An 18,561-nucleotide genomic window follows, 5' to 3' on the forward strand; every position below is an offset into this window, starting at 1 on the left:
CGCTCAACGGCTCCGTGGGGCGCCGTCGGGAACGAACACGTAGCCATAGCCCCAGACGGTCTGCAGGTAGCGGGGACGGCTGGGGTCGGGTTCGATCAGGCGCCGCACCCTCGAGACCTGCACATCCATGCTGCGGCTGTCGGTCTCGCTGGAGGGGCCCCGGGCCAGCTCGATCAGGCGCTCCCGCGAGAGCGGGCGGTGGGGATGCTGCACGAAGGCGGCCAACAGGCTGAATTCGCCGCTGGTGATCGTCACGGCCTCCCCATCCCGCTCCAGGGTGCGGGCGGAGAGATCCAGGCTGTTCACACCGAAGCGAACCACTTCCCCGTCCGCCAGCGGGGTGCCGGCCGGAAGGCTGCCGCGCCGACGCAGCACCGCTTCGATCCGGGCGGTGAGCTCCCTCGGCAGGAACGGCTTGGCCAGGTAGTCGTCGGCGCCCTGCTCCAGGCCGATGATCCGGTCGACGGCCTCGGCCCTGGCGGTGAGCATCACCACCGGCAGGTCATCGCCGCCATCCCGCAGACGGCGCAGCAGGGTGAGGCCATCGTCGCCCGGCAGCATCAGATCCAGCACGAGCAGATCGGGGCGCTGGAACTCCAGGCGGGCCACCAACTGGCGGCCATCCGTCAGGCAGCGCACCTCGTAGCCCTGCTCGGTGAGGTGGGTGCCGAGCAGCTGCCGCAGCTCCGGGTCGTCATCCACGACCCAGATGGTGTGAGATCGGCTCATGGCAAAGAGGCGTGGATCATCGCTGCTTGAACTGTATGGAGGGAGGCTCGATGGCCCAGGATTGATCCTGCCCTGGCGAGCGCCTGGAACTGTCCAGCCATGACTGGCAGCCTCACCAGTCGGATCCGGTCATGGTTCTGCCACCCAGCACACGCATCGATGCCGCAACCCGCTGGCCTCCGCTCCATAGGGTGAGCCCATGCCCCCTGTCTCCCCGTCGCCCCACCTGTTCGGCAGCGGCCCTGCCGTGGCCGGCGGTCTGCTGGCGCTGGCCATGCAGCTGCTGATCGGCGGCAGCCTGACGCCAGGCCCCGCCCAGGCCCAGGACTCCCGGCTGCTGGAGCGCTACGAGAAGCGCCTGGAAAACTGGTTTCACCGGATCGATCGCAACGGCGATGGCCGGATCAGCCCATTCGAGAGCAAGGGCTATCCCTTTCTGGAGATGAACTTCGAGAGGCTCGACTCCACGGGTCGGGGATATCTGCTGCCCCAGGATCTGGCTCCGGCCAACAACCACTTCCTCGGCGAACGGCTTCGCAAGAGCTTCCAGCGGGCCGACCGGGATGGCAATGGTCAGTTGAGCCAGGCGGAAGCGGCCTCCTTCCCCTGGCTGGCAAAGCGCTTCAGCGAGATGGACCGTGACCGGAACGGCAACGTCAGCCTGGAGGAGTTCTGGGACTTTCGCCGTTCGCTTTCCCCCCGCCCTTAGGACTTCACGGCTCATGGCGATCCGGGCGGCGGATCTGGACAAAAGCCCAGAGCATCCGGGCCAGTTCCAGCGGCACGCCCAGCACGCTGCCCAGGCCGGGCATGCCCAGCCTCAGGATCCGGAAGACGCCATTGGCCAGCAGCAGCAAGGCGGCGATCGCCAGGCTCACCACCAGCAGGATGGCAAAGGTCTGGGCCAGGCCGGCGGCCAGCAGCAGGATCCCCTCGCCGATCCTCGAGATGGCCTTGATCAGGGTGCTGATCACCTTGCTCACCACCAGCAGTGAGTCGATCCGGGCGGGCAACTGCAGCAAGGCCACCAGCACACCGCTGCCGACCGCGATGTTGAGCAGGGAGAAGAGGGCTTCCCGCCAGGGCGAGCGGCTGCGACGCTTGCGAAACACCTTCCGGGCGGGGAGTGGTTTGAAGGCCGGCTCGCTGAGGCGATTCATGGCGTGATCCCCAGACCCCGGCTGCTGTCCATCGGTTCCGGATCAGACATCGAGGCTGTAGCCGGCGCCCCGCATCCAGCGTTCGAACTCGATCAGCACCAGTTCATTGGGGCAGTCCACCAGGCTGAGCCCTTCTACCGTGCAATCCCCCTGGCCGCCATGGTGAAGCGACAGGTGAAAGTTCCTGCCGCTCAGGCCGCACACCTCCGGATCGCTGCGCACAACGACATCCAGGCAGGCTCCGAGGCGACTGACGCGGCGTCGCAGTTCCGACCAGCTTTTCGTCATCGTCCGTCTGCAGTGGGCCCGGAGCCCGAGGCCCCCATGCAGGAGTCTGGCCCCGGTGGAACCCGCGTCAACGGCGCAGTGCTGAAGGCCTGTCTCAAGGATTGGGTTCCGCTGGGCTGAGCGGGACCGTGGGGACGGCGGCTGGACTGGGCGATGGGGCCGTCGGCCGCCGTGGCAGCGGAACCATCAGGCTGATCGAAGCGGTGACGGCCAGGGCCGTCGCAGCCGCCAGGGGGGAGAACAACCGTTGGCGCAGGGGGATGCGCTCCAGAATCTCCCGTTTTGGCAGCGGTCGCTCCGCAGGCAGCTTGAAACCGAGCTGAACCCGTGGATCGAGCCGCAGCTGATCCAGGCAGCGAACGAGATCGGAGAGCTCGGCGTCATCGAGGCTGAGCTCCAGGGGGGGGGTGTCGGGCTGGCTGCTGAACAGGCGCAGGCGATGGCAGCGCCCAGCGCCGCTCTCCCGCACCGGTTCGATCTGAACCGGACCCGCATCGGCTCCGAAGCGGCGTGGCACGCCGCTGAGCAGGTGGCGGGCATAGGGAAGCACCACATCCAGCAGGGCCAGGAGGTGCTCCCGTTTTCCCTCCAGCTCGGTGTGGCCCGCCAGGGCCAGCTGCCAGCCGGAGAGGATGCCGATCACGTTCTCGGCCTGGCCGGCTGAAAGGTCCGGCAGGCCGTCGAGTCTGAGCCGGCAGCTGGTCTGCTCGAAGCGGTGGCTCACTTTCATGCCGAGGCGTCCATCAGGCTGGCTTTGAGGCGATCGAAGCCGCCCCTGCCGGCCCCGAAGGCGAGGCCGTGGATCAACTGGAGCCGCAACGCCGGACCCTCCTTCGGGTCGAGCAGCTTCTGAACCCCACCGCGGCGGGGATTGAGCCGCTCCCGGATCAGTTCATCCAGCCGCTTCTGGAACAACCCCCAGCGCTCGGCCGTGACCTGGGCGGGTTCGGCGGAAGAGAGCAGCTGACGCAGCATCGGATAGAGGCGGTCGGCAAGGGCGCAGAGCAGGGAGATCAGGGCATCGGTTTCGGGTTCGCTCAGTTCACCACGCCGGCAGGCGAGCCTCAGGGGGTTGTAGCAGCGCCGTTTCCAGAGCTCGACCCGGTTGGGGAAGAGATCGTTGAAGCCGAGTTGCCCGGCCATCGACAGCATCGCTTCGCCGCCGTTGAGATCGAGGGCCTCGACGGTGAGCAGCATCAGATCCAGCCGCTCAAGACCCCGGCGGGAGATTCCGGAATGGCGATCAGGCTTGGTCAATCGGTCTTGGGCCATGGCTGCGATGATGCCAGCGCCGGAGCCGATCCGTCACCTCTTCCGCTTGCCATGCCCCCCAGCTCCTCCCCGGTTGATCCATCCAGGGCACCCGATCTGCGCCAGCTGGTGCGTGACATTCCAGATTTTCCCAAGCCCGGCATCCTCTTCCGCGACCTGACGCCGCTGATGCGTGATCCCCAGGGCTGGCGCGAGGTGATGCGGCAGCTTGCCCTGGTCTGCGAGCGGGTCGAACCCGACCTGATCGTCGGCATCGAGTCGCGGGGGTTCATCGTCGGCACGGCCCTGGCCACGGTGGTGGGGCTGGGTTTTGTGCCGGTGCGCAAGCCGGGCAAGCTTCCCGGGGAACTGTGTGGGGTCGATTACGACCTGGAGTACGGCAGCGATCGCCTCGAGATCCAGCACGATGCCCTGGCCGGAGAGCCACGGGTGCTGATCGTCGACGATCTGCTGGCCACCGGAGGCACCGCTGCGGCCTGTGCTCACCTGGTGGAACTGGCCGGCGGCCAGCTTTGTGGCTATGGCTTCGTGGCTGAGTTGGCCGGCCTGGGGGGGCGTCAGCGGCTGCCTGGGGACCATCCGGTTGAATCCCTGATCGTCTACGCCTGATCCTTCAGGGCTGTGATTCTTGCCAGGCCAGGACAAGATCCAGTTGCTCCAGGCTGATCAGCCCGAAACGCCACAGGATCACCGGCAGGGGGGCCTGCTCCAGCCGTGCCTGCCTGATGCCGAGTTCGAGGGCTCTCTGGGTGAGCCCCAGCTCGCGCTGCAGGTAGGCCACGAGCGCCGATGGCGGCTCCGGCTGGGGTGAGCTGCTGATCACCATGACGCCGGGACCAGGCAAAGGGGGCCTCACTCTGACCAGCGGCTGAGCAGCTGGCAAGGGCCCAGGCTCATCGCTTTCAGACTCAGCCGGCGCAGGGGGGGCAGCCGGCGCAGCAGGGCCAGGACCAGGCGCCTCAAGCCGAGCGGCAGGGGCTGACGGTTCGAGAACAGGCGCACCATCAGATCGGTGATCAGCAGGGTGAGCAACACGTCTCCCCAGCGCCGGATCGCATAGGCCCGGCCGATCGCGGCCAGGCCCAGCCGTCCCCTGGCCACCCGCTCAGCCTGCCGCCGCAGCACGCGCACATCCCGCCAGCAGAGGTTCAGGCCCTGGCCGCCGACGGGGTGGCAGCGATGCATGGTTTCACCCACCAGGACGGTGTTGCCGCGCTGGAAGCCACGGGCCAGCTCCAGGGCCACCGGAAAGGCGCGGGGGGCATCGAGCAGGGCATCCACCTGGAACCGGTCAGGCAGGGCCCCGGCCAGGCTGTCGAGGAAGGCGGCCGGATCCAGGCTTTCGAGCAGCCGCAGACGCCCGGCGGGGGCACTCCAGACCAGCTGGTGGTGGTCGCCACCCAGGGGAAGAACGGCGAACGGCCCCTCGGCGCGGAACAGTTCCCAGGCCTGGTCGGCCGCTGAGCCGCGCAACCGCACCTGCACGCTCAGGCAGGCCTGGTGGTAGGGAAGCCGCCACTGGCCGATGCCCAGGGCGGTACGGCTGGGGGAGGCGCTTCCGTCGGCGGCCACGATCAGGTCGACAGGTGTTGCGTCGGCGGCGATGGCCTGCGGGTTGCCCAGGTTCAGCCGGATCGCTGGATCGGCTTTCAGCCGCTCCAGCAGCAGTTCCATCAGCGGCCTGTGCTGGAGCACCCAGCCCACCGCTTCGTCGCCCTGGAGGCCTTGAGCGGTCCTGCCGAGATCGGAGCCATCAAACGGGACCCGCTCGGCCAGCTCCAGATCGCAGAGCTGCAGGAAGCGGAACGGCACCAGGTCCACGGCCAGCGGATTCCAGAGCTGCAGCTCGGAGAGCAGCAGCCGGCTGGAATGGCTGAGCGCGTAGGCGCGGCCGCGGGCCAGCAACTGCTCAGGGGGCAGGGGGTCGTCCAGTTCCACCTCCCAGCCCACGCTGGCGAGGGCGAGGGCGGCGAGGGCACCGGTCGGGCCCGCACCCCGAACCCTGGCCACCAGGGGTGAACGCATCAGCAACCGATCCCGGCCATCAGGCACGCCATCAAAAAGCCGCAACAGAATTCTGTTGCGGCGGAGAGGTTGACCGAGACAGGGACAGCGCCGTGAAGGGTCGGGAAAACCGGCCGACCTCAGCCGATGCCGAGCAGTCCGCGGGTGAAGGCTTCACCGCCGAGGGCGAATTCGGTGGCCAGCAGGGCAATGAATCCGAGCATGGCCATGCGGCCATTCAGCTTTTCGGCACGCTCGTGGAAGCCCCAGCCCTGGTCAGCGGCCACCACTTCCATCCGTGGCTCCGTGGCGAAGGCATTGAGACGGCCGCCGTCTTCGGTTGTGACGGTGGCTCCACGGATGGCGGCGCGATCAGCGGCTGGAGCGAAGGTGGTGGCTTGGGCCATGGGTGCTTCGTGGGGTGGGATGACAGAAATGTAACACATTGTTTCGCTTCGTAACGCAAGTCTGGCGGATTCAGCGCAGCCGGCGCAGGCAGAGCTCCTCGAAAGCTGGCCTCAGTAAGTAGGGATACTCACCCACCCAGAGTTTCAGGGCCGGAATCCAGGCATCACTGAGGGCTCCGATCCTGGAGAAATCAGGGCGCTCGCTCAGGACGAGGCAGCGGATCGTCATCCCCCGGCGGATCAGCTTGTGCTTCTTGTCCATCGGGAACCGCACCTGGCCCAGGTACCCCTCGTCGTCTTCCAGCTCCAGGCAGAGCCAGGTACGCCGGTTCTCCACCAGTTCAAGGCGGCCGCTCTTGTCGGCCTGTTCGTTGCGTTGCTCGATCCGCTCCCGCGTGAACAGATCAGCCACTTTCCCCTCGAAGATCGCCCCGGCTGGAAAACGGCGCAGGGTGGAATTGCGTCGGCCGGCTTCGAGGATCGGGCCCCAGAGGATGTAAAGCAGAAAAACGAAGCCCGCCACCAGCCAGACCGGGCCGAAGCGATAGGAGAACTGGCTCTGGGCCACCAGCAGGGCCAGCACCCCGCCGATCACCGAGATCAGCACCCGCTGGAGGATCTTGCCCGGATCACCGCTGCAGGCATTGAACTGGGGGCCGGTGGCCACCGCCGGAATCAGGCGCTGCAACTCGCCGGGCTTGAGGGGAATCAGCATCGCAACAGCATCGATTCAGAGCAGGCGTTTCAGAGCAGGCGTTCGAGGCCGTAGACCAGGCTCTGCAACTGCCGAACCCGGCGCACCGTGAGCAGCACCCCCGGCATGTAGGCCGAGCGCTCGATCGTGTCGTGCCGCAGGGTATAGGTTTCGCCCGGCCCGCCGAACATCACTTCCTGATGGGCCACCAGCCCCGGCAGCCGCACGGAATGCAGCCGCAGGCCGCTGCTCCGCAGGCCGCCGCGACAACCGGCCAGGCTCTCGTGCTCCTCCACCTGGGGGGCGTTGAACGTCTTGCCGAGCTCCTCGATCAGCTCGGCAGTCTTGATGCAGGTGCCACTGGGGGCGTCGGCCTTGCGGTTGTGATGCAGTTCGGTGAGTTCGGCGAAGTCGTAGAAGCGGGCGGCGGCGGCTGCAGCCTGCTGGAGCAGCACCATCCCCACCGAGAAATTGGGGATCACGGCACCGCCGATGCCGGCTTTCTCGGCAAAGGCAGCCAGATCGGCCAGCTGGCTGGGGCTGAGCCCGGTGGTGCCGATCACCGGATGCACGCCGTAGGCGATCGCGGCGCGGGTGTGCTCGTAGACCACCTTCGGATGGGTGAAATCCACCAACACCGCGCCATGGGGCTGGCTGCGAACCGCCTGGCTGGCCTGGCAGAGCGTTCCCTCCAGATCGGCGCTGATCGCCACCTCCAGCTCCCCCAGCCCCAGCTCAAGCCCCACATCAGCGCCCTGCTTCTCCGCCGTGGTGTCGATCGCCCCCACCAGGGCGCAATCCGGCGCGGCAACCACGGCCTTCACCACCTCCGCCCCCATGCGGCCCAGGGCGCCGGCCACCACCACGGCGATCGGCGCTGCCGCTTGCCCCGGTGCGGCCGGCGTGGCGGGGTCCTCCAACGTGGCGGCCATGGTGGTTCTCGATCAACAGAGGTGAGCTGAGCCTATGGCCGCCGACAGCCACGGCACCTTTCGCGGCCTGCAGGCTGGGCCCCAGAAGCCGCGCCCCCACAGCAACCTTCGTAAGCTGCTCTGCACTGCCCTCCACCTCCGCGCCGATGTTCACGCAGGTCCGCTCCGCCAGCCGCCGGGTCAACCCTGCCGATTGCGCCCTCCCTGCCGGCAGCGACGGCCGCGCCGTGATGAAAGCGGTGTATGTGGTGCTGGAACCCCAGTACCAGAACGCCCTCACAACGGCGGCTGTCAGCCTGAATGAGCACAATCCCGCCCTGGCGGTGGAGCTGAGCGGCTACCTGATCGAGGAGCTGCGCAATCCGGAGAACTACGCCGCCTTCTGCGCCGATGTGGCCGCCGCCGACGTGTTCATCGCCTCGCTGATCTTCATTGAGGATCTGGCCCAGAAGGTGGTGGAAGCGGTGGCGCCCCACCGCGAGCGGCTCAAGGCCGTGGTGGTGTTCCCCTCGATGCCGGAGGTGATGCGGCTCAACAAGCTGGGCACCTTCTCGATGGCCCAGCTGGGCCAGAGCAAGAGCGCCATCGCCAGCTTCATGAAGAAGCGGAAGGAGGCCAATGGGGCCGGCTTCCAGGACGCGATGTTGAAGCTGCTCAACACCCTGCCCACCGTTCTCAAGTATCTGCCGGTGGAGAAGGCGCAGGATGCCCGCTCCTTCATGCTCAGTTTTCAGTATTGGCTGGGCGGCACGCCGGACAACCTGCGCAACTTTCTGTTGATGCTGGCCGATAAATATGTGTTCCCCCGCAGCGACACAGGCCGGCCGCTGCTGGAGGTGGCCGAACCGGTGGTGTTCCCGGATCTGGGCATCTGGCACCCGATGGCGCCGGGGATGTTCGAAGACCTCAGGGAATATCTGAACTGGAGTACCAGCCGCGCCGACCTGAGCGAGAAGGCCAGGGGCGGCCCGGTGATCGGCCTGGTGCTGCAGCGCAGCCACATCGTCACCGGCGATGAGGCCCACTACGTGGCGGTGATTCAGGAACTGGAATACCGCGGCGCCACCGTGATTCCGGTGTTCTGCGGCGGCCTGGATTTCAGCAAGCCGGTTGCCGCCTTCTTCTACGACCCGCTCAACCCTGAGCAGCCGATTGTGGATGGGGTGGTGAGTCTCACCGGCTTCGCCCTGATCGGCGGCCCGGCCCGTCAGGACCATCCCCGCGCCATCGAGGCGCTCTCCAGGCTCAACCGGCCCTACATGGTGGCCCTGCCGCTGGTGTTCCAGACCACCCAGGAATGGGAGGAGAGCGATCTGGGCCTGCACCCGGTGCAGGTGGCGCTGCAGATCGCCATCCCCGAGCTGGATGGCGCCATCGAGCCGATCGTGCTCAGCGGCCGCGACGATGCCACCGGCAAGGCCCACACCCTGCAGGACCGGGTGGAGGCGATCGCCGAGCGGGTGATCCGCTGGGCTTCGCTGCGCACCAAGCCCCGCCTCGCCAAGAAGCTGGCGATCACGGTGTTCAGCTTCCCGCCCGACAAGGGCAATGTGGGCACCGCCGCCTACCTCGATGTGTTCGGCTCGATCCATCGGGTGCTGCAGGAGATGAAGCAGAAGGGCTACGACGTTCAGAACCTGCCGCGTGATTCCAAGGCGCTGATGGAGGCGGTGATCAACGATCCTGAGGCGCTCCAAGGTGCACCGGAGCTGGCGATCGCCCACCGCATGAGCGTGGAGGAATACGAGCGGCTCACCCCCTATTCCGAGCGGCTGGAGGAGAACTGGGGCAAGCCTCCCGGCAACCTCAACTCCGATGGCACCAACCTGCTGATCTACGGCCGCCACTTCGGCAACGTGTTCGTGGGGGTGCAGCCCACCTTCGGCTACGAGGGCGATCCGATGCGGCTGCTCTACTCGCGCAGCGCCAGCCCCCACCACGGCTTTGCCGCCTATTACACCTATCTGGAGAAGGTGTGGGGCGCCGATGCGGTGCTGCACTTCGGCACCCACGGCTCGCTGGAGTTCATGCCCGGCAAGCAGATGGGCATGAGCGACACCTGCTATCCCGATTCGTTGATCGGTGCCCTGCCGAACCTCTATTACTACGCGGCCAACAACCCTTCGGAGGCCACGATCGCCAAGCGGCGGGGTTATGCCGCCACGATCAGCTACCTCACGCCTCCGGCCGAGAATGCCGGCCTGTACAGGGGCCTCAAGGAACTGGGCGAACTGGTGGGTTCCTACCAGCAGCTGCGAGAGAGCAGCCGGGGGGTGCAGATTGTGAATGCGATCGTGGAAACGGCCCGCCAGTGCAATCTCGACAAGGACGTGACCCTGCCGGAGGGCGAGGCTGCCCAGCTCGACCTTGACGGCCGCGACGGTGTGGTGGGGGCGGTGTACCGCCAGCTGATGGAGATCGAGAGCCGGCTGCTGCCCTGCGGCCTGCACACGATCGGCAAACCCCCCACCGCCGAGGAGGCGATCGCCACCCTGGTGAGCATCGCGGCGCTGGAGCGCCAGGAGGAGGGCTACCGCAGCCTGCCGGCCCTGCTGGCCGAGAGCATCGGCCGCACCATCACCGATGTCTACAAGAGCAACGACGCCGGCGTGCTGGCGGATGTGGAGCTCAACCAGACGATCACCGAGGCCTGCCGCAAGGCCGTGGCCTCGATGGTGCGCTCCGTCACCGGCACCGATGGCCGCGTCAATCTGCGCGGCAACTTCGGCTGGTTCTTCGCCCTGCTGGAGCGCTTCGGGATGCGCCTGCCCAGCCCCTGGCTGAGCGCCTGTCGGGCAGCGGGTTTTCCTGCCGTGGATGTCGCCGAGCTCGACAACCTGTTCGGCTACCTGCGCTTCTGCCTGGAGCAGATCTGCGCCGACATGGAGATGGAGAGCCTGCTGCGGGCCCTCGACGGCGAATACGTGATTCCCGGCCCCGGTGGCGATCCGATCCGCAACCCGGGTGTGCTGCCCAGCGGCAAGAACATCCACGCCCTCGACCCCCAGGCGATCCCCACCCGCGCCGCGATCGCCGCGGCCAAGGTGGTGGTGGATCGGTTGATCGAACGCCAGAAGGCCGAGCAGGGCACCTGGCCGGAAACGATTGCCTGCGTGCTCTGGGGCACCGACAACATCAAAACCTACGGCGAATCGCTGGCCCAGATTCTCTGGTTCATCGGCGTGCGGCCCGTGCCCGATTCGCTCGGGCGGGTGAACAAGCTGGAGCTGATCTCGCTCGAAGAGCTGGGCCGTCCCCGCATCGACGTGGTGGTGAACTGCTCCGGGGTGTTCCGCGATCTGTTCATCAACCAGATGGGCCTGATCGACCAGGGCGTGAAGATGGCGGCTGAGGCCGAGGAGCCCCTGGAGCTCAACTTCGTGCGCAAGCACTCCCAGGAGCAGGCGGCGGCCCAGGGCATCAGCCTGCGGGAGGCCGCCACCCGGGTGTTCTCCAATGCCAGCGGCAGCTACAGCTCGAACGTGAACCTGGCGGTGGAGAACAGCACCTGGGAAGAGGAGGGCGAGCTGCAGGAGATGTACCTCTCTCGCAAAACCTTCGCCTTCAACGCCGACAACCCCGGTGAGATGAACCAGAACCGGGAAGTGTTCGAATCAGCGATGAAAACCGCCGATGTGACCTTCCAGAACCTGGATTCCGCTGAGATTTCGCTCACCGATGTGAGCCACTACTTCGATTCCGATCCCACCAAGCTGATTGCCGGCCTGCGCGACGACGGCAAGGCCCCCACCAGCTACATCGCCGACACCACCACCGCCAATGCCCAGGTGCGCAGCCTGAGTGAAACGATCCGGCTGGATTCGCGCACCAAGCTGCTCAACCCCAAGTGGTATGAGGGCATGCTCAATTCCGGCTACGAGGGAGTGCGCGAGGTGGCCAAACGGCTCAACTTCACCCTGGGCTGGAGCGCCACCAGCGGCGCCGTGGATAACTTCGTGTATGAAGAGGCCAACGACACCTTCATCAACGACGAGGAGATGCGAAAGCGGCTGATGGAGCTCAACCCCCACAGTTTCCGCCGCATCGTGGGCACCCTACTGGAAGTGAATGGCCGCGGCTATTGGGAAACCAGCGAGGAAAACATCGCCCAGCTGCAGCAGATCTACCAGGAGATCGAAGACCGGATTGAAGGGGTGACGCAAGGCTGATGGTCTTAGCCCCTGGGGCAGGAGAAGAGCAGTTCACGCTGTGGGCAGATTACTCCGGATCTGGTGAACTTCAGTGGCCTGAACGCTGGCCATCACCTGGCCAAATGAGCTCAGGCGGAAACCAGAAACATCCCGATCGCGGCTCAGATGAATGGCATTGTTAGTTTGCGTCATGGCAGTCACCCAAAAGCTCACCAACCTCTGCCTTTAGAACGATCAGGTCTGAGTAGACAAGTCCGAAAACCGCATCGTCATCAACTGCTCCATAATCATGAGCAAGCAGATTTCGGAAATCAACGATCGCACGAGAATTAGATATTGAACAAAACAGCCTTTCGTCGAGGGCGCTGACCCTTCTAAGTGCCTCACCAATGATGATGAACTCTCGCTCGACAGCAGATCTCACGGCGCGCATACTTCGGTACTCATCCAGCGAGATTCCGCTCATTACGTCTTCAATAGAGTTACAGGCATCAAGGACATCCTGCAAATATGCAGATAGATCACGCGCCATAAACCAGCTTCTTTGTTCGATCAATCTCGCCAGCAATAATTTTGTTCTTCACCGCTCCCTTCATCACCAAGTCAACGTTGGATTGGAAGATATTGCTAAACGCCTCGCGAGCGTCAAGAAAGACATGGAAGCGCTTGGTGATTTCTAATGGGCCAAACTCAACCAGAAGGTCAATATCGCTTTCTCCAGGTCTGAAGTCCTCTCTCAAGGCTGAGCCAAAGACAAACAGACGCTCAATCCCGTATCGCTGGCAAGCAGCGGCGATCTCCTCTAGCTTCTCGTCAATGAGGACTGACATGACTCACCTCCTTGACCCATTGTACCCAGAAACCCAGGGAGTCCACCAAGAGACCCTGCACTGAGGGCTTAGCAACGTCAAACTAACGCCAATCATCACCCGCCCGCAGAAGCCATGGCATCCTTGCTGACACTTTGCACCTGGTCGGGTGAATGATGATGTCAGATTGCAAAAACCCAGAGGAATCCATCATGATCGTATATATTACAGGTAAAATGTGAATTTCGTCCAACTATTTACCAGAGAAATAAAAGCGTAAAACAGGTGGGACTGTGCCATATGCACCTGATCCTGTCTGAACGATCAACTCTCTACCATGTACGTCAGTGAACAAATGAATGCACAACCCTGCACCTGTCGGGAAACAATGGATAGTTTCATGCCACCCATGTGACCGAAATGCCTTTCTTAAGTTAATCTCAGTACGTAAGAAACTAGATCTCGCCTTTTCACTCTGATCCAACCCTTCATAGGTACATGGACTCCTGTCTCCACAAGAAAGCATTAAAGGTCCACCGGGGAGATGCGGTTGCCACCCCTCCCGGATTAGAGCAGCTCGGGCTTGAGCATAGGGCATGTCAACAGTTAAGGGAACGGTCTGCCCATAAGAAGCCCCGCACCAAAAGAGAGAAAGATAACATCCTGAAATAATGACTGCCCTTCTAGCCAGCATGACCGGCACGAAAACCGTCGATTCAAACGATGAATAACAAGCCATCTTGAAGAAACAATGGTTGAACAGAAAAGCCAGTGCATCAGCGGTAGATCAGCCAAGCAGCCCAGAAACACCCAGAACGCCAATACTCAACATAGGCCATCTAACTCTGCCCCTGAGTGGCAGGCTAGACACTGTAGAGCGTAAGTAGCGAATCGTAGGCGGCCTGTCCACTCGAGGGGCTTGTTCGAAGGTGTCGCATGACCACAGGCAACGTTTGCGGACCTACACCTTATCTGCAGAGCCCAAGTCACCACCTCAACCTCGCTTCTAACACTCGCGCTCAACTCCAGACCCATGGGGGTGACCACCTTCAGGTTGGTGTCAAAGCTCGGGCGCTACTCTCCAAACAAGGCCTTGTAGCTCTATGCTTCAAGAGAGAGCGTTACTTCGATGGACCCTCAGGAAGCAATCGAGTCATTTAAGAACTACTGTGATAAGTATGTGATGAAGTTCAGCGACGGCAGCGCTGTCAATATCGCCCAGCTTGGCGGGGGTTGGGCGAAGGAGCGATTTCTCTTCGACAAAAGCGAGGATATTGACGTATTCCAGACATCATCTCTCATGTACCCTTATGAGGCAAAGCATCAGTTTGTCATTCTTCGAGAGTTTACTGAGTTCCATTCGGGCAAGAATTCTGCCGAAATCGACTCAGAATTCTGCAAGAGTGATCGGAGCCGGCACATTCATAGTTGTCGGCTAGACAAGGGGTTCTGGATGCCCACGAAGCGAATTCACCAGAGCATCTACTCACAAGAAACAGCGGCAATTCTTGGTGAAGCCGACTGGTACGACTGCGTTCAGAATGAGGGAGATGCAATTACTTTCATCAATGAATGCACACACGGTGATGAATGAGATGCACGGCGTCTCAGTCAATGAGAACTTAGTCAATTAAACTCTCCCAAAAGAGCCGGCTTACAGCGCCTATTCTTCAAGAAGCAAGGGAAAGCATCGGGATCTCCAGCATGACAGTTAATTACAGTAATGTAATGCCAGGCCAATGAGTGCTGAGGCTACAAGCAGAAGAAGCTTGGCAATGTTCTTTAGCTTAGTCGTTAATCGACGTTTTTTGATTCGTTAGCAGGCATTCTTGGGACTTGGCCAGATGAAGCCCCCTAATCCTGGGATGCTCGACTAACTTGGCTATGAGATACAGAGACTCTCAGAGCCATCGCGGGAATTCCCCCGTACGACAGACTGCAGCCGCTCGGCTATGGCCATGAAACGGATCGGTTCTCCAGCCTCAAAGCTAAGGCGCCATCCTTCGAACGTTCTGCATGAGCGGTCGGCGCTCTAGCGCCGACCGCTCATGCAGGGGTTAGGCAGCACCCGGCCCATGTGAACAAGCGACCGAAATGTACTGAGATGAGCTACGAAAGTGAGATTGGAGAACTGATTGCCGAGTTCGACCAGTTCAGGAATGGCAACCCGGCATTGCTTGAGGCGCTGATGCTTGACCATGAAGACCGCGACATCGTCAACGCTGCACGCTGCGTTGTCTTGTGCGAGGCTTGGATGCCGGACGAAGAAGGGGCCTGCAACTGGACGGCTTTGGAAGTACGGAATCCCAAGCAGCAGACCCAGGAGCAGGCTGTACGCGAGTGCATCACCGACACGGCCTAGGCTGAACGGTTGGGTAGTGTCTCAGTTTGAAGTTCCGGCTTGTTGAAGCTGGGCGCGGCCCGTACAAGTAGCGAGTCCCGACTGCGGGGGCTTGAACGCGCGTTTAGGCTTTCCGCATTCTGGGGGATATGGCCAACATTAAGCCTACCTCTTACAGTAGGGTACATTTGTCAGCTTTGGGTTGCAATGGCACGTATGGTGTGCTTGGATTGAAGAGACAGACAGCACGGCCCACTACTGTTGCAGCGCACAATTCTCTGCGACACTGACCTAGTCAACCAAAGACAGGAGAACGTTCTATGGAAAGCAAGTTCCTCGGGCTAACAACCGACCAAGCACTTTTGAACAAACTTCGCGAAGTAGCCGCACACAAGCCTTCTGCTAGCGACATTCTGGAGCAGCGAGTCTCGTTCGCGTTCAGTGCTGTCAAGCCCGGCAGCGGCGTGACTCGAGAGCGTGTGCGTCAAGTCATCATTGGGCAGGATGGGGGCACGACAGGAACTGTGCAGTGATCCTGTTTGACCTTGTTGGCGACAATGAGACAGACCCCGTTTATCAAACTCTGACGATAGAAAACGGCAACAGACAGTACGACTTTCTCAAATCAATAGTGGGCGCCAGCCTCTCGGTCGGGAGACCTTTTTTGTCGTCGCAAGTTATTAAGGCGCTCAACTTTCATGCGATAGCGTGCTTGCATTCACATGCTGGCGAATTTCGTCCTTGCCCGGTTGCCGTGGGTCCGCACAACCCACTGCCACATTATCGGGTTCAGTCTCTCATGGATGATTTCATAAACCTTGTAAATCGGGATTGGGAAAATGCCGACCCGGTCGTACTGGCCGCGTATGTCCTATGGCGCTTGAACTGGATTCATCCGTTCATAAATGGGAATGGACGCACTGCACGCGCGGCCTGCTATTTTGTACTTTGCGTGAAGGCCCAACAGTGGCTTCCGGGAACAGCAATTCTTCCGGAACTTATAAAGCGAGAGAGAACGCGATATGAATCGGGCCTGCGACATGCCGACGCAGCAGCAGTTGCCGGGGGGATGGACCTGTCGCCCATCCATGCACTACTTTCCGAGTTGCTGAATGAGCAGATTAACGGGACGCCACCACCCCCAGGAGTGCCGGCAGCGCCAGTGGGCCCATAGGGCGCCCGGTCAGCCCATCAGCATTTCAAACTGAGACACTACCAACGGCTACTGGCGCTGGCCGACGACGCGACGACCGAGAAAGTGCGGGCGGCTGTTGGTGCTGCCTAACGCTCATCATCACCCGCCCGCAAGAGATCTCGCTGAAACAGAGTGATGCTGGCGCGGGTCGGATGAATAAAGATGTTAGGCAATTCTGCAAATGGTGGTGAGATAAATGATCCCACTCTCTACCCTTTCCTTAATGGTACGCAGTTGAGCAAATCCGAATTTACCAGCCGCGAGCCATGGGTACCATCGTTAAACACACGAAAAAGCTGGAGTACATTAGTGATGTCCTCATCAACGAAATCAACTGCCCCGTCGCTAGAAATTCCAGAGTTGAGCAGAATATAGCTTATCTTCCAGCGCCTAGTAGGATGACCCTTATCAGTCTTATCGCATCCTGGGAAACGCGATAGAACCCTTTCGTCAGGAGCGAAGTGATCGAGAATCTTTATAAAGAGCTCTCTAGCGCTGGCGCAAAAACGGCGTGAAGCATCAGGATTTCTAGGATTTAGAGAAAACAGCGCTCCCTTCCACCTGCTTCCTAAATCAGTTGACATCTAAAAAAGTTCGCTAGTGATGGTCGTTGACAAAAATCTTCATCGTTGGCAAGCCTTGTTTCGGGCTCATTGGTCTCGAGAGCGTTTAGAGCCGCGAGACTATTGGCATTTTCCTTCTCCGATAAATCGAGAAATTGATTCCCGAACGGGATATTCTCAAATTCACTTTCATGCCTTTCCAGGCTTTGGTAGGACCTATTGAGTGAGACAGTAGATTCATGAAGGGCTTGATATCGAACAGTAGTACGGCTTTGCAGCCTGTTTAACTCAAATACTACATGTTGCCGGTTTGCGCGTAATCGCGCATTGTATTGCCTGACAGCACTGTTGTATTGACTTACTGCGCTGCGAACATTTTAATTGTGCTTCCTAACTTCCTGATTGTACTTGCTTATGGCTTGACGTTGCTTGTTCTCAATCTGACGAAGCTGACTTCGTAATTGTGATATGTTGATTCGCCTAGCCATGCTTGTATTCCATTGTAGTGTCTAATGCAAAATGTCGCGGAAGGGCTGGGAGATATCTGCGGTCCAACAATTAGCTGCAACCATCTTGATAAATGCAGCGCAAGGGCTCGGCATTGAAACCAAAGAACTGAAACATGAAATGGCTGGCTACAGTCCTTGATTCGAAAGATCATTGCGAAAGAAAGATATCGCTATAGACAGCAGCCTGCTAGAAAACATAGTGCCTCTATGTGTTCAATGTTCTTTGTCTCTTGGGGGGCATGGATCATTGCCGGGAGGAATTGTATCCTTGCTTCTAATCTTACCATCTAGCCCTTTAGTCGCCAGCTCCCCACCTCCTTGATTTTTTAGCATGCCTTTCGCGGCATTTACAGCATCTGCTTGCGTTGAGTGAACGCTAGAAGCTTGTTGATTGCTATTCTTTTTGTTTTCCCAGCCTCCGTTTGGCCGCTTGGAGACTGTTCTGTCTTGTGGTTTGCTCATGTCTAGGAGCATCTGAAAGCCTCCCAAGCTTAAGGCGCTACTGGCAGTGGTAAAGGTGCGGAAAACCGTCCTGCGTCACCATATCTAGTGCCTGCTCTGCCAGAGCCCAAAAAATTGGCATGTAGAAATACCCGCTACAGAAGCTTCCTGCCTGTGCCTAACTCTGCCCTTGAGTGGCAGGCAAGATGGCTGGTGTGGCACAGTCGAGAACTGATGGTGGCCTGTCTACTCGAAGGGCTTGTTAGACAGCCGTCTCCGCCGCAACAGCAGGTCTGAGCCGAATTCATGAGTTCTTGCAAATAATACTCTGACTCATAACAGATAGCATGGCATTCAGCTGTGGTCCGGTAAGGTGAAATAGTTCTTTGTTAGATGCGCCGCGAATACGGTACTCATCTAGGATGGATAGTATGGCTGACTCGATTTCAGCCGCCTCCTCAACTCCTGATGTCTCAAGATAGCCTAGCGTTATGGCGGCAACAGGCAATACATTCTGCTCTACTGACCTCCGTTCTAAATTATTTGTTCGGCCGATCTTGTACCATTTAGTGCCATCGGCTAATGTCCAGCTTTTCAGGTAGACATAATTTCTTCGCCTAACCTTGGCTCTTGCAACAGCTTCGGACAACACCTTTGCAAGTTGGGGATCAGAATCCTCTCCTAGGCCCAATTCAAGTCTCAATTTATCATTGAATAGCTTAGTAGACAATCGAATGCGCTTTTTCTTTGTAGCCTTCCATTTTTCCTCGAAAATAGACTTTTCTCCGATGTCGTCCTCGGTAATTCCAAGTTGAAGCAGGTAGTTCGATATCTCTTCAATGGCTCTCTTCTTAGCGTCGTGCCCTGCAGAAAACCATTCAGGCACAGGCAAATGGATAAGAAAGATCAATATACTGTAAGCTCTAGAGGGTTCTTGCTTCGAATCTAAAAGAAAGCTGTCATGCGAGTATGCGACGTACTTCATAATTTTCTTCGCTACCGCATTCTTCTTTCTGGTGGATATCTCGGGGTCTGGTGTCATGCAATTTGCGAGCCCCAACTTAGC

At 60.5% G+C, this 18,561-nt stretch carries 21 protein-coding genes; 6 read left to right on the top strand and 15 right to left on the bottom strand.

The window, feature by feature from the left end; all coding sequences use genetic code 11:
• Positions 1-3 precede the first annotated feature (3 nt).
• Positions 4-729 carry a response regulator gene (locus ACXMDY_RS00935; RefSeq protein ID WP_259702988.1) on the bottom strand — a complete coding sequence of 242 codons (726 nt, stop codon included), beginning with the start codon at positions 727-729 and terminating at the stop codon, positions 4-6.
• A gap of 199 nt (positions 730-928) precedes the next feature.
• On the opposite strand from ACXMDY_RS00935, the gene ACXMDY_RS00940 reads away from it, so the two are divergent.
• Entirely contained in the window at positions 929-1,438 is a 510-nt protein-coding gene (locus tag ACXMDY_RS00940; protein WP_259702989.1) for an EF-hand domain-containing protein, read from the top strand.
• A gap of 4 nt (positions 1,439-1,442) precedes the next feature.
• On the opposite strand, the gene ACXMDY_RS00945 is transcribed toward ACXMDY_RS00940, so the two are convergent.
• The 4 genes from ACXMDY_RS00945 to ACXMDY_RS00960 form a co-directional block, all read right to left on the bottom strand.
• Entirely contained in the window at positions 1,443-1,889 is a 447-nt protein-coding gene (locus ACXMDY_RS00945; protein WP_259702990.1) for a hypothetical protein, read from the bottom strand.
• A gap of 42 nt (positions 1,890-1,931) precedes the next feature.
• On the bottom strand, positions 1,932-2,177 hold the full coding sequence (locus tag ACXMDY_RS00950; protein WP_259702991.1) for a hypothetical protein: 246 nt from the start codon (positions 2,175-2,177) through the stop codon (positions 1,932-1,934).
• 94 nt (positions 2,178-2,271) lie between these two features.
• Positions 2,272-2,907 (bottom strand): DUF4335 domain-containing protein, encoded by a 636-nt coding sequence (locus ACXMDY_RS00955; RefSeq protein ID WP_259702992.1) that lies wholly within the window; start codon positions 2,905-2,907, stop codon positions 2,272-2,274.
• Positions 2,904-3,449: a DUF3038 domain-containing protein gene (locus ACXMDY_RS00960; protein WP_259702993.1), complete on the bottom strand. Its 546-nt coding sequence runs from the start codon at positions 3,447-3,449 to the stop codon at positions 2,904-2,906. The genes ACXMDY_RS00955 and ACXMDY_RS00960 overlap by 4 nt, the downstream gene beginning before the upstream one ends.
• Positions 3,450-3,500: 51 nt before the next feature.
• On the opposite strand from ACXMDY_RS00960, the gene ACXMDY_RS00965 reads away from it, so the two are divergent.
• The gene (locus tag ACXMDY_RS00965) at positions 3,501-4,058 is read left to right on the top strand and encodes an adenine phosphoribosyltransferase (RefSeq protein WP_259702994.1); all 558 of its coding nucleotides are present in this window, start codon (positions 3,501-3,503) and stop codon (positions 4,056-4,058) included.
• A gap of 4 nt (positions 4,059-4,062) precedes the next feature.
• Here ACXMDY_RS00965 and ACXMDY_RS00970 read toward each other — a convergent pair whose 3' ends face one another.
• The 5 genes from ACXMDY_RS00970 to dapB all read right to left on the bottom strand — a co-directional run bounded on the left by ACXMDY_RS00970 (position 4,063) and on the right by dapB (position 7,486).
• Positions 4,063-4,275, bottom strand: coding sequence for a DUF2949 domain-containing protein (locus ACXMDY_RS00970; protein WP_259702995.1), 213 nt, complete (start codon positions 4,273-4,275; stop codon positions 4,063-4,065).
• A 26-nt stretch (positions 4,276-4,301) separates the two neighbouring features.
• The gene (locus ACXMDY_RS00975) at positions 4,302-5,519 is read right to left on the bottom strand and encodes an FAD-dependent monooxygenase (protein ID WP_311133955.1); all 1,218 of its coding nucleotides are present in this window, start codon (positions 5,517-5,519) and stop codon (positions 4,302-4,304) included.
• Positions 5,520-5,593: 74 nt separating this feature from the next.
• Positions 5,594-5,860 (bottom strand): high light inducible protein, encoded by a 267-nt coding sequence (locus ACXMDY_RS00980; RefSeq protein ID WP_259702996.1) that lies wholly within the window; start codon positions 5,858-5,860, stop codon positions 5,594-5,596.
• Between the two features lie 70 nt (positions 5,861-5,930).
• The gene (locus tag ACXMDY_RS00985; protein ID WP_259702997.1) at positions 5,931-6,575 is read right to left on the bottom strand and encodes a hypothetical protein; all 645 of its coding nucleotides are present in this window, start codon (positions 6,573-6,575) and stop codon (positions 5,931-5,933) included.
• Positions 6,576-6,604: 29 nt separating this feature from the next.
• The gene (gene dapB / locus ACXMDY_RS00990) at positions 6,605-7,486 is read right to left on the bottom strand and encodes a 4-hydroxy-tetrahydrodipicolinate reductase (protein WP_259702998.1); all 882 of its coding nucleotides are present in this window, start codon (positions 7,484-7,486) and stop codon (positions 6,605-6,607) included.
• Between the two features lie 146 nt (positions 7,487-7,632).
• Between dapB and ACXMDY_RS00995 the strand changes: the two genes are divergently transcribed.
• Positions 7,633-11,655: a magnesium chelatase subunit H gene (locus ACXMDY_RS00995; protein ID WP_259702999.1), complete on the top strand. Its 4,023-nt coding sequence runs from the start codon at positions 7,633-7,635 to the stop codon at positions 11,653-11,655.
• 160 nt (positions 11,656-11,815) lie between these two features.
• On the opposite strand, the gene ACXMDY_RS01000 is transcribed toward ACXMDY_RS00995, so the two are convergent.
• A complete protein-coding gene (locus ACXMDY_RS01000) occupies positions 11,816-12,169 on the bottom strand; it encodes a HepT-like ribonuclease domain-containing protein (RefSeq protein WP_259703000.1) in 354 nt (117 codons plus the stop codon).
• Positions 12,159-12,467: a nucleotidyltransferase family protein gene (locus ACXMDY_RS01005; RefSeq protein WP_259703001.1), complete on the bottom strand. Its 309-nt coding sequence runs from the start codon at positions 12,465-12,467 to the stop codon at positions 12,159-12,161. Before ACXMDY_RS01005 ends, ACXMDY_RS01000 begins: the two co-directional genes overlap by 11 nt.
• Before the next feature lie 1,108 nt (positions 12,468-13,575).
• Here ACXMDY_RS01005 and ACXMDY_RS01010 point away from each other — a divergent pair.
• The 3 genes from ACXMDY_RS01010 (at position 13,576) to ACXMDY_RS01020 (ending at position 15,961) form a co-directional block, all read left to right on the top strand.
• Positions 13,576-14,040 carry a hypothetical protein gene (locus tag ACXMDY_RS01010; RefSeq protein WP_259703002.1) on the top strand — a complete coding sequence of 155 codons (465 nt, stop codon included), beginning with the start codon at positions 13,576-13,578 and terminating at the stop codon, positions 14,038-14,040.
• A 510-nt stretch (positions 14,041-14,550) separates the two neighbouring features.
• Positions 14,551-14,808, top strand: coding sequence for a hypothetical protein (locus ACXMDY_RS01015; RefSeq protein WP_457767253.1), 258 nt, complete (start codon positions 14,551-14,553; stop codon positions 14,806-14,808).
• Positions 14,809-15,418: 610 nt separating this feature from the next.
• Positions 15,419-15,961, top strand: coding sequence for a Fic family protein (locus ACXMDY_RS01020; protein ID WP_457767574.1), 543 nt, complete (start codon positions 15,419-15,421; stop codon positions 15,959-15,961).
• A gap of 230 nt (positions 15,962-16,191) precedes the next feature.
• Here the strand turns inward: ACXMDY_RS01020 and ACXMDY_RS01025 are convergent, their stop codons facing one another.
• From ACXMDY_RS01025 to ACXMDY_RS01035, 3 genes are all read right to left on the bottom strand, one after another.
• On the bottom strand, positions 16,192-16,566 hold the full coding sequence (locus ACXMDY_RS01025; protein WP_399243804.1) for a pPIWI-associating nuclease domain-containing protein: 375 nt from the start codon (positions 16,564-16,566) through the stop codon (positions 16,192-16,194).
• A 701-nt stretch (positions 16,567-17,267) separates the two neighbouring features.
• On the bottom strand, positions 17,268-17,516 hold the full coding sequence (locus ACXMDY_RS01030; RefSeq protein ID WP_399243801.1) for a DUF2188 domain-containing protein: 249 nt from the start codon (positions 17,514-17,516) through the stop codon (positions 17,268-17,270).
• Between the two features lie 283 nt (positions 17,517-17,799).
• The gene (locus ACXMDY_RS01035; protein WP_259701509.1) at positions 17,800-18,537 is read right to left on the bottom strand and encodes a GIY-YIG nuclease family protein; all 738 of its coding nucleotides are present in this window, start codon (positions 18,535-18,537) and stop codon (positions 17,800-17,802) included.
• Between the last annotated feature and the right edge of the window lie 24 nt (positions 18,538-18,561).

This window comes from Cyanobium sp. ULC082, assembly GCF_977927535.1.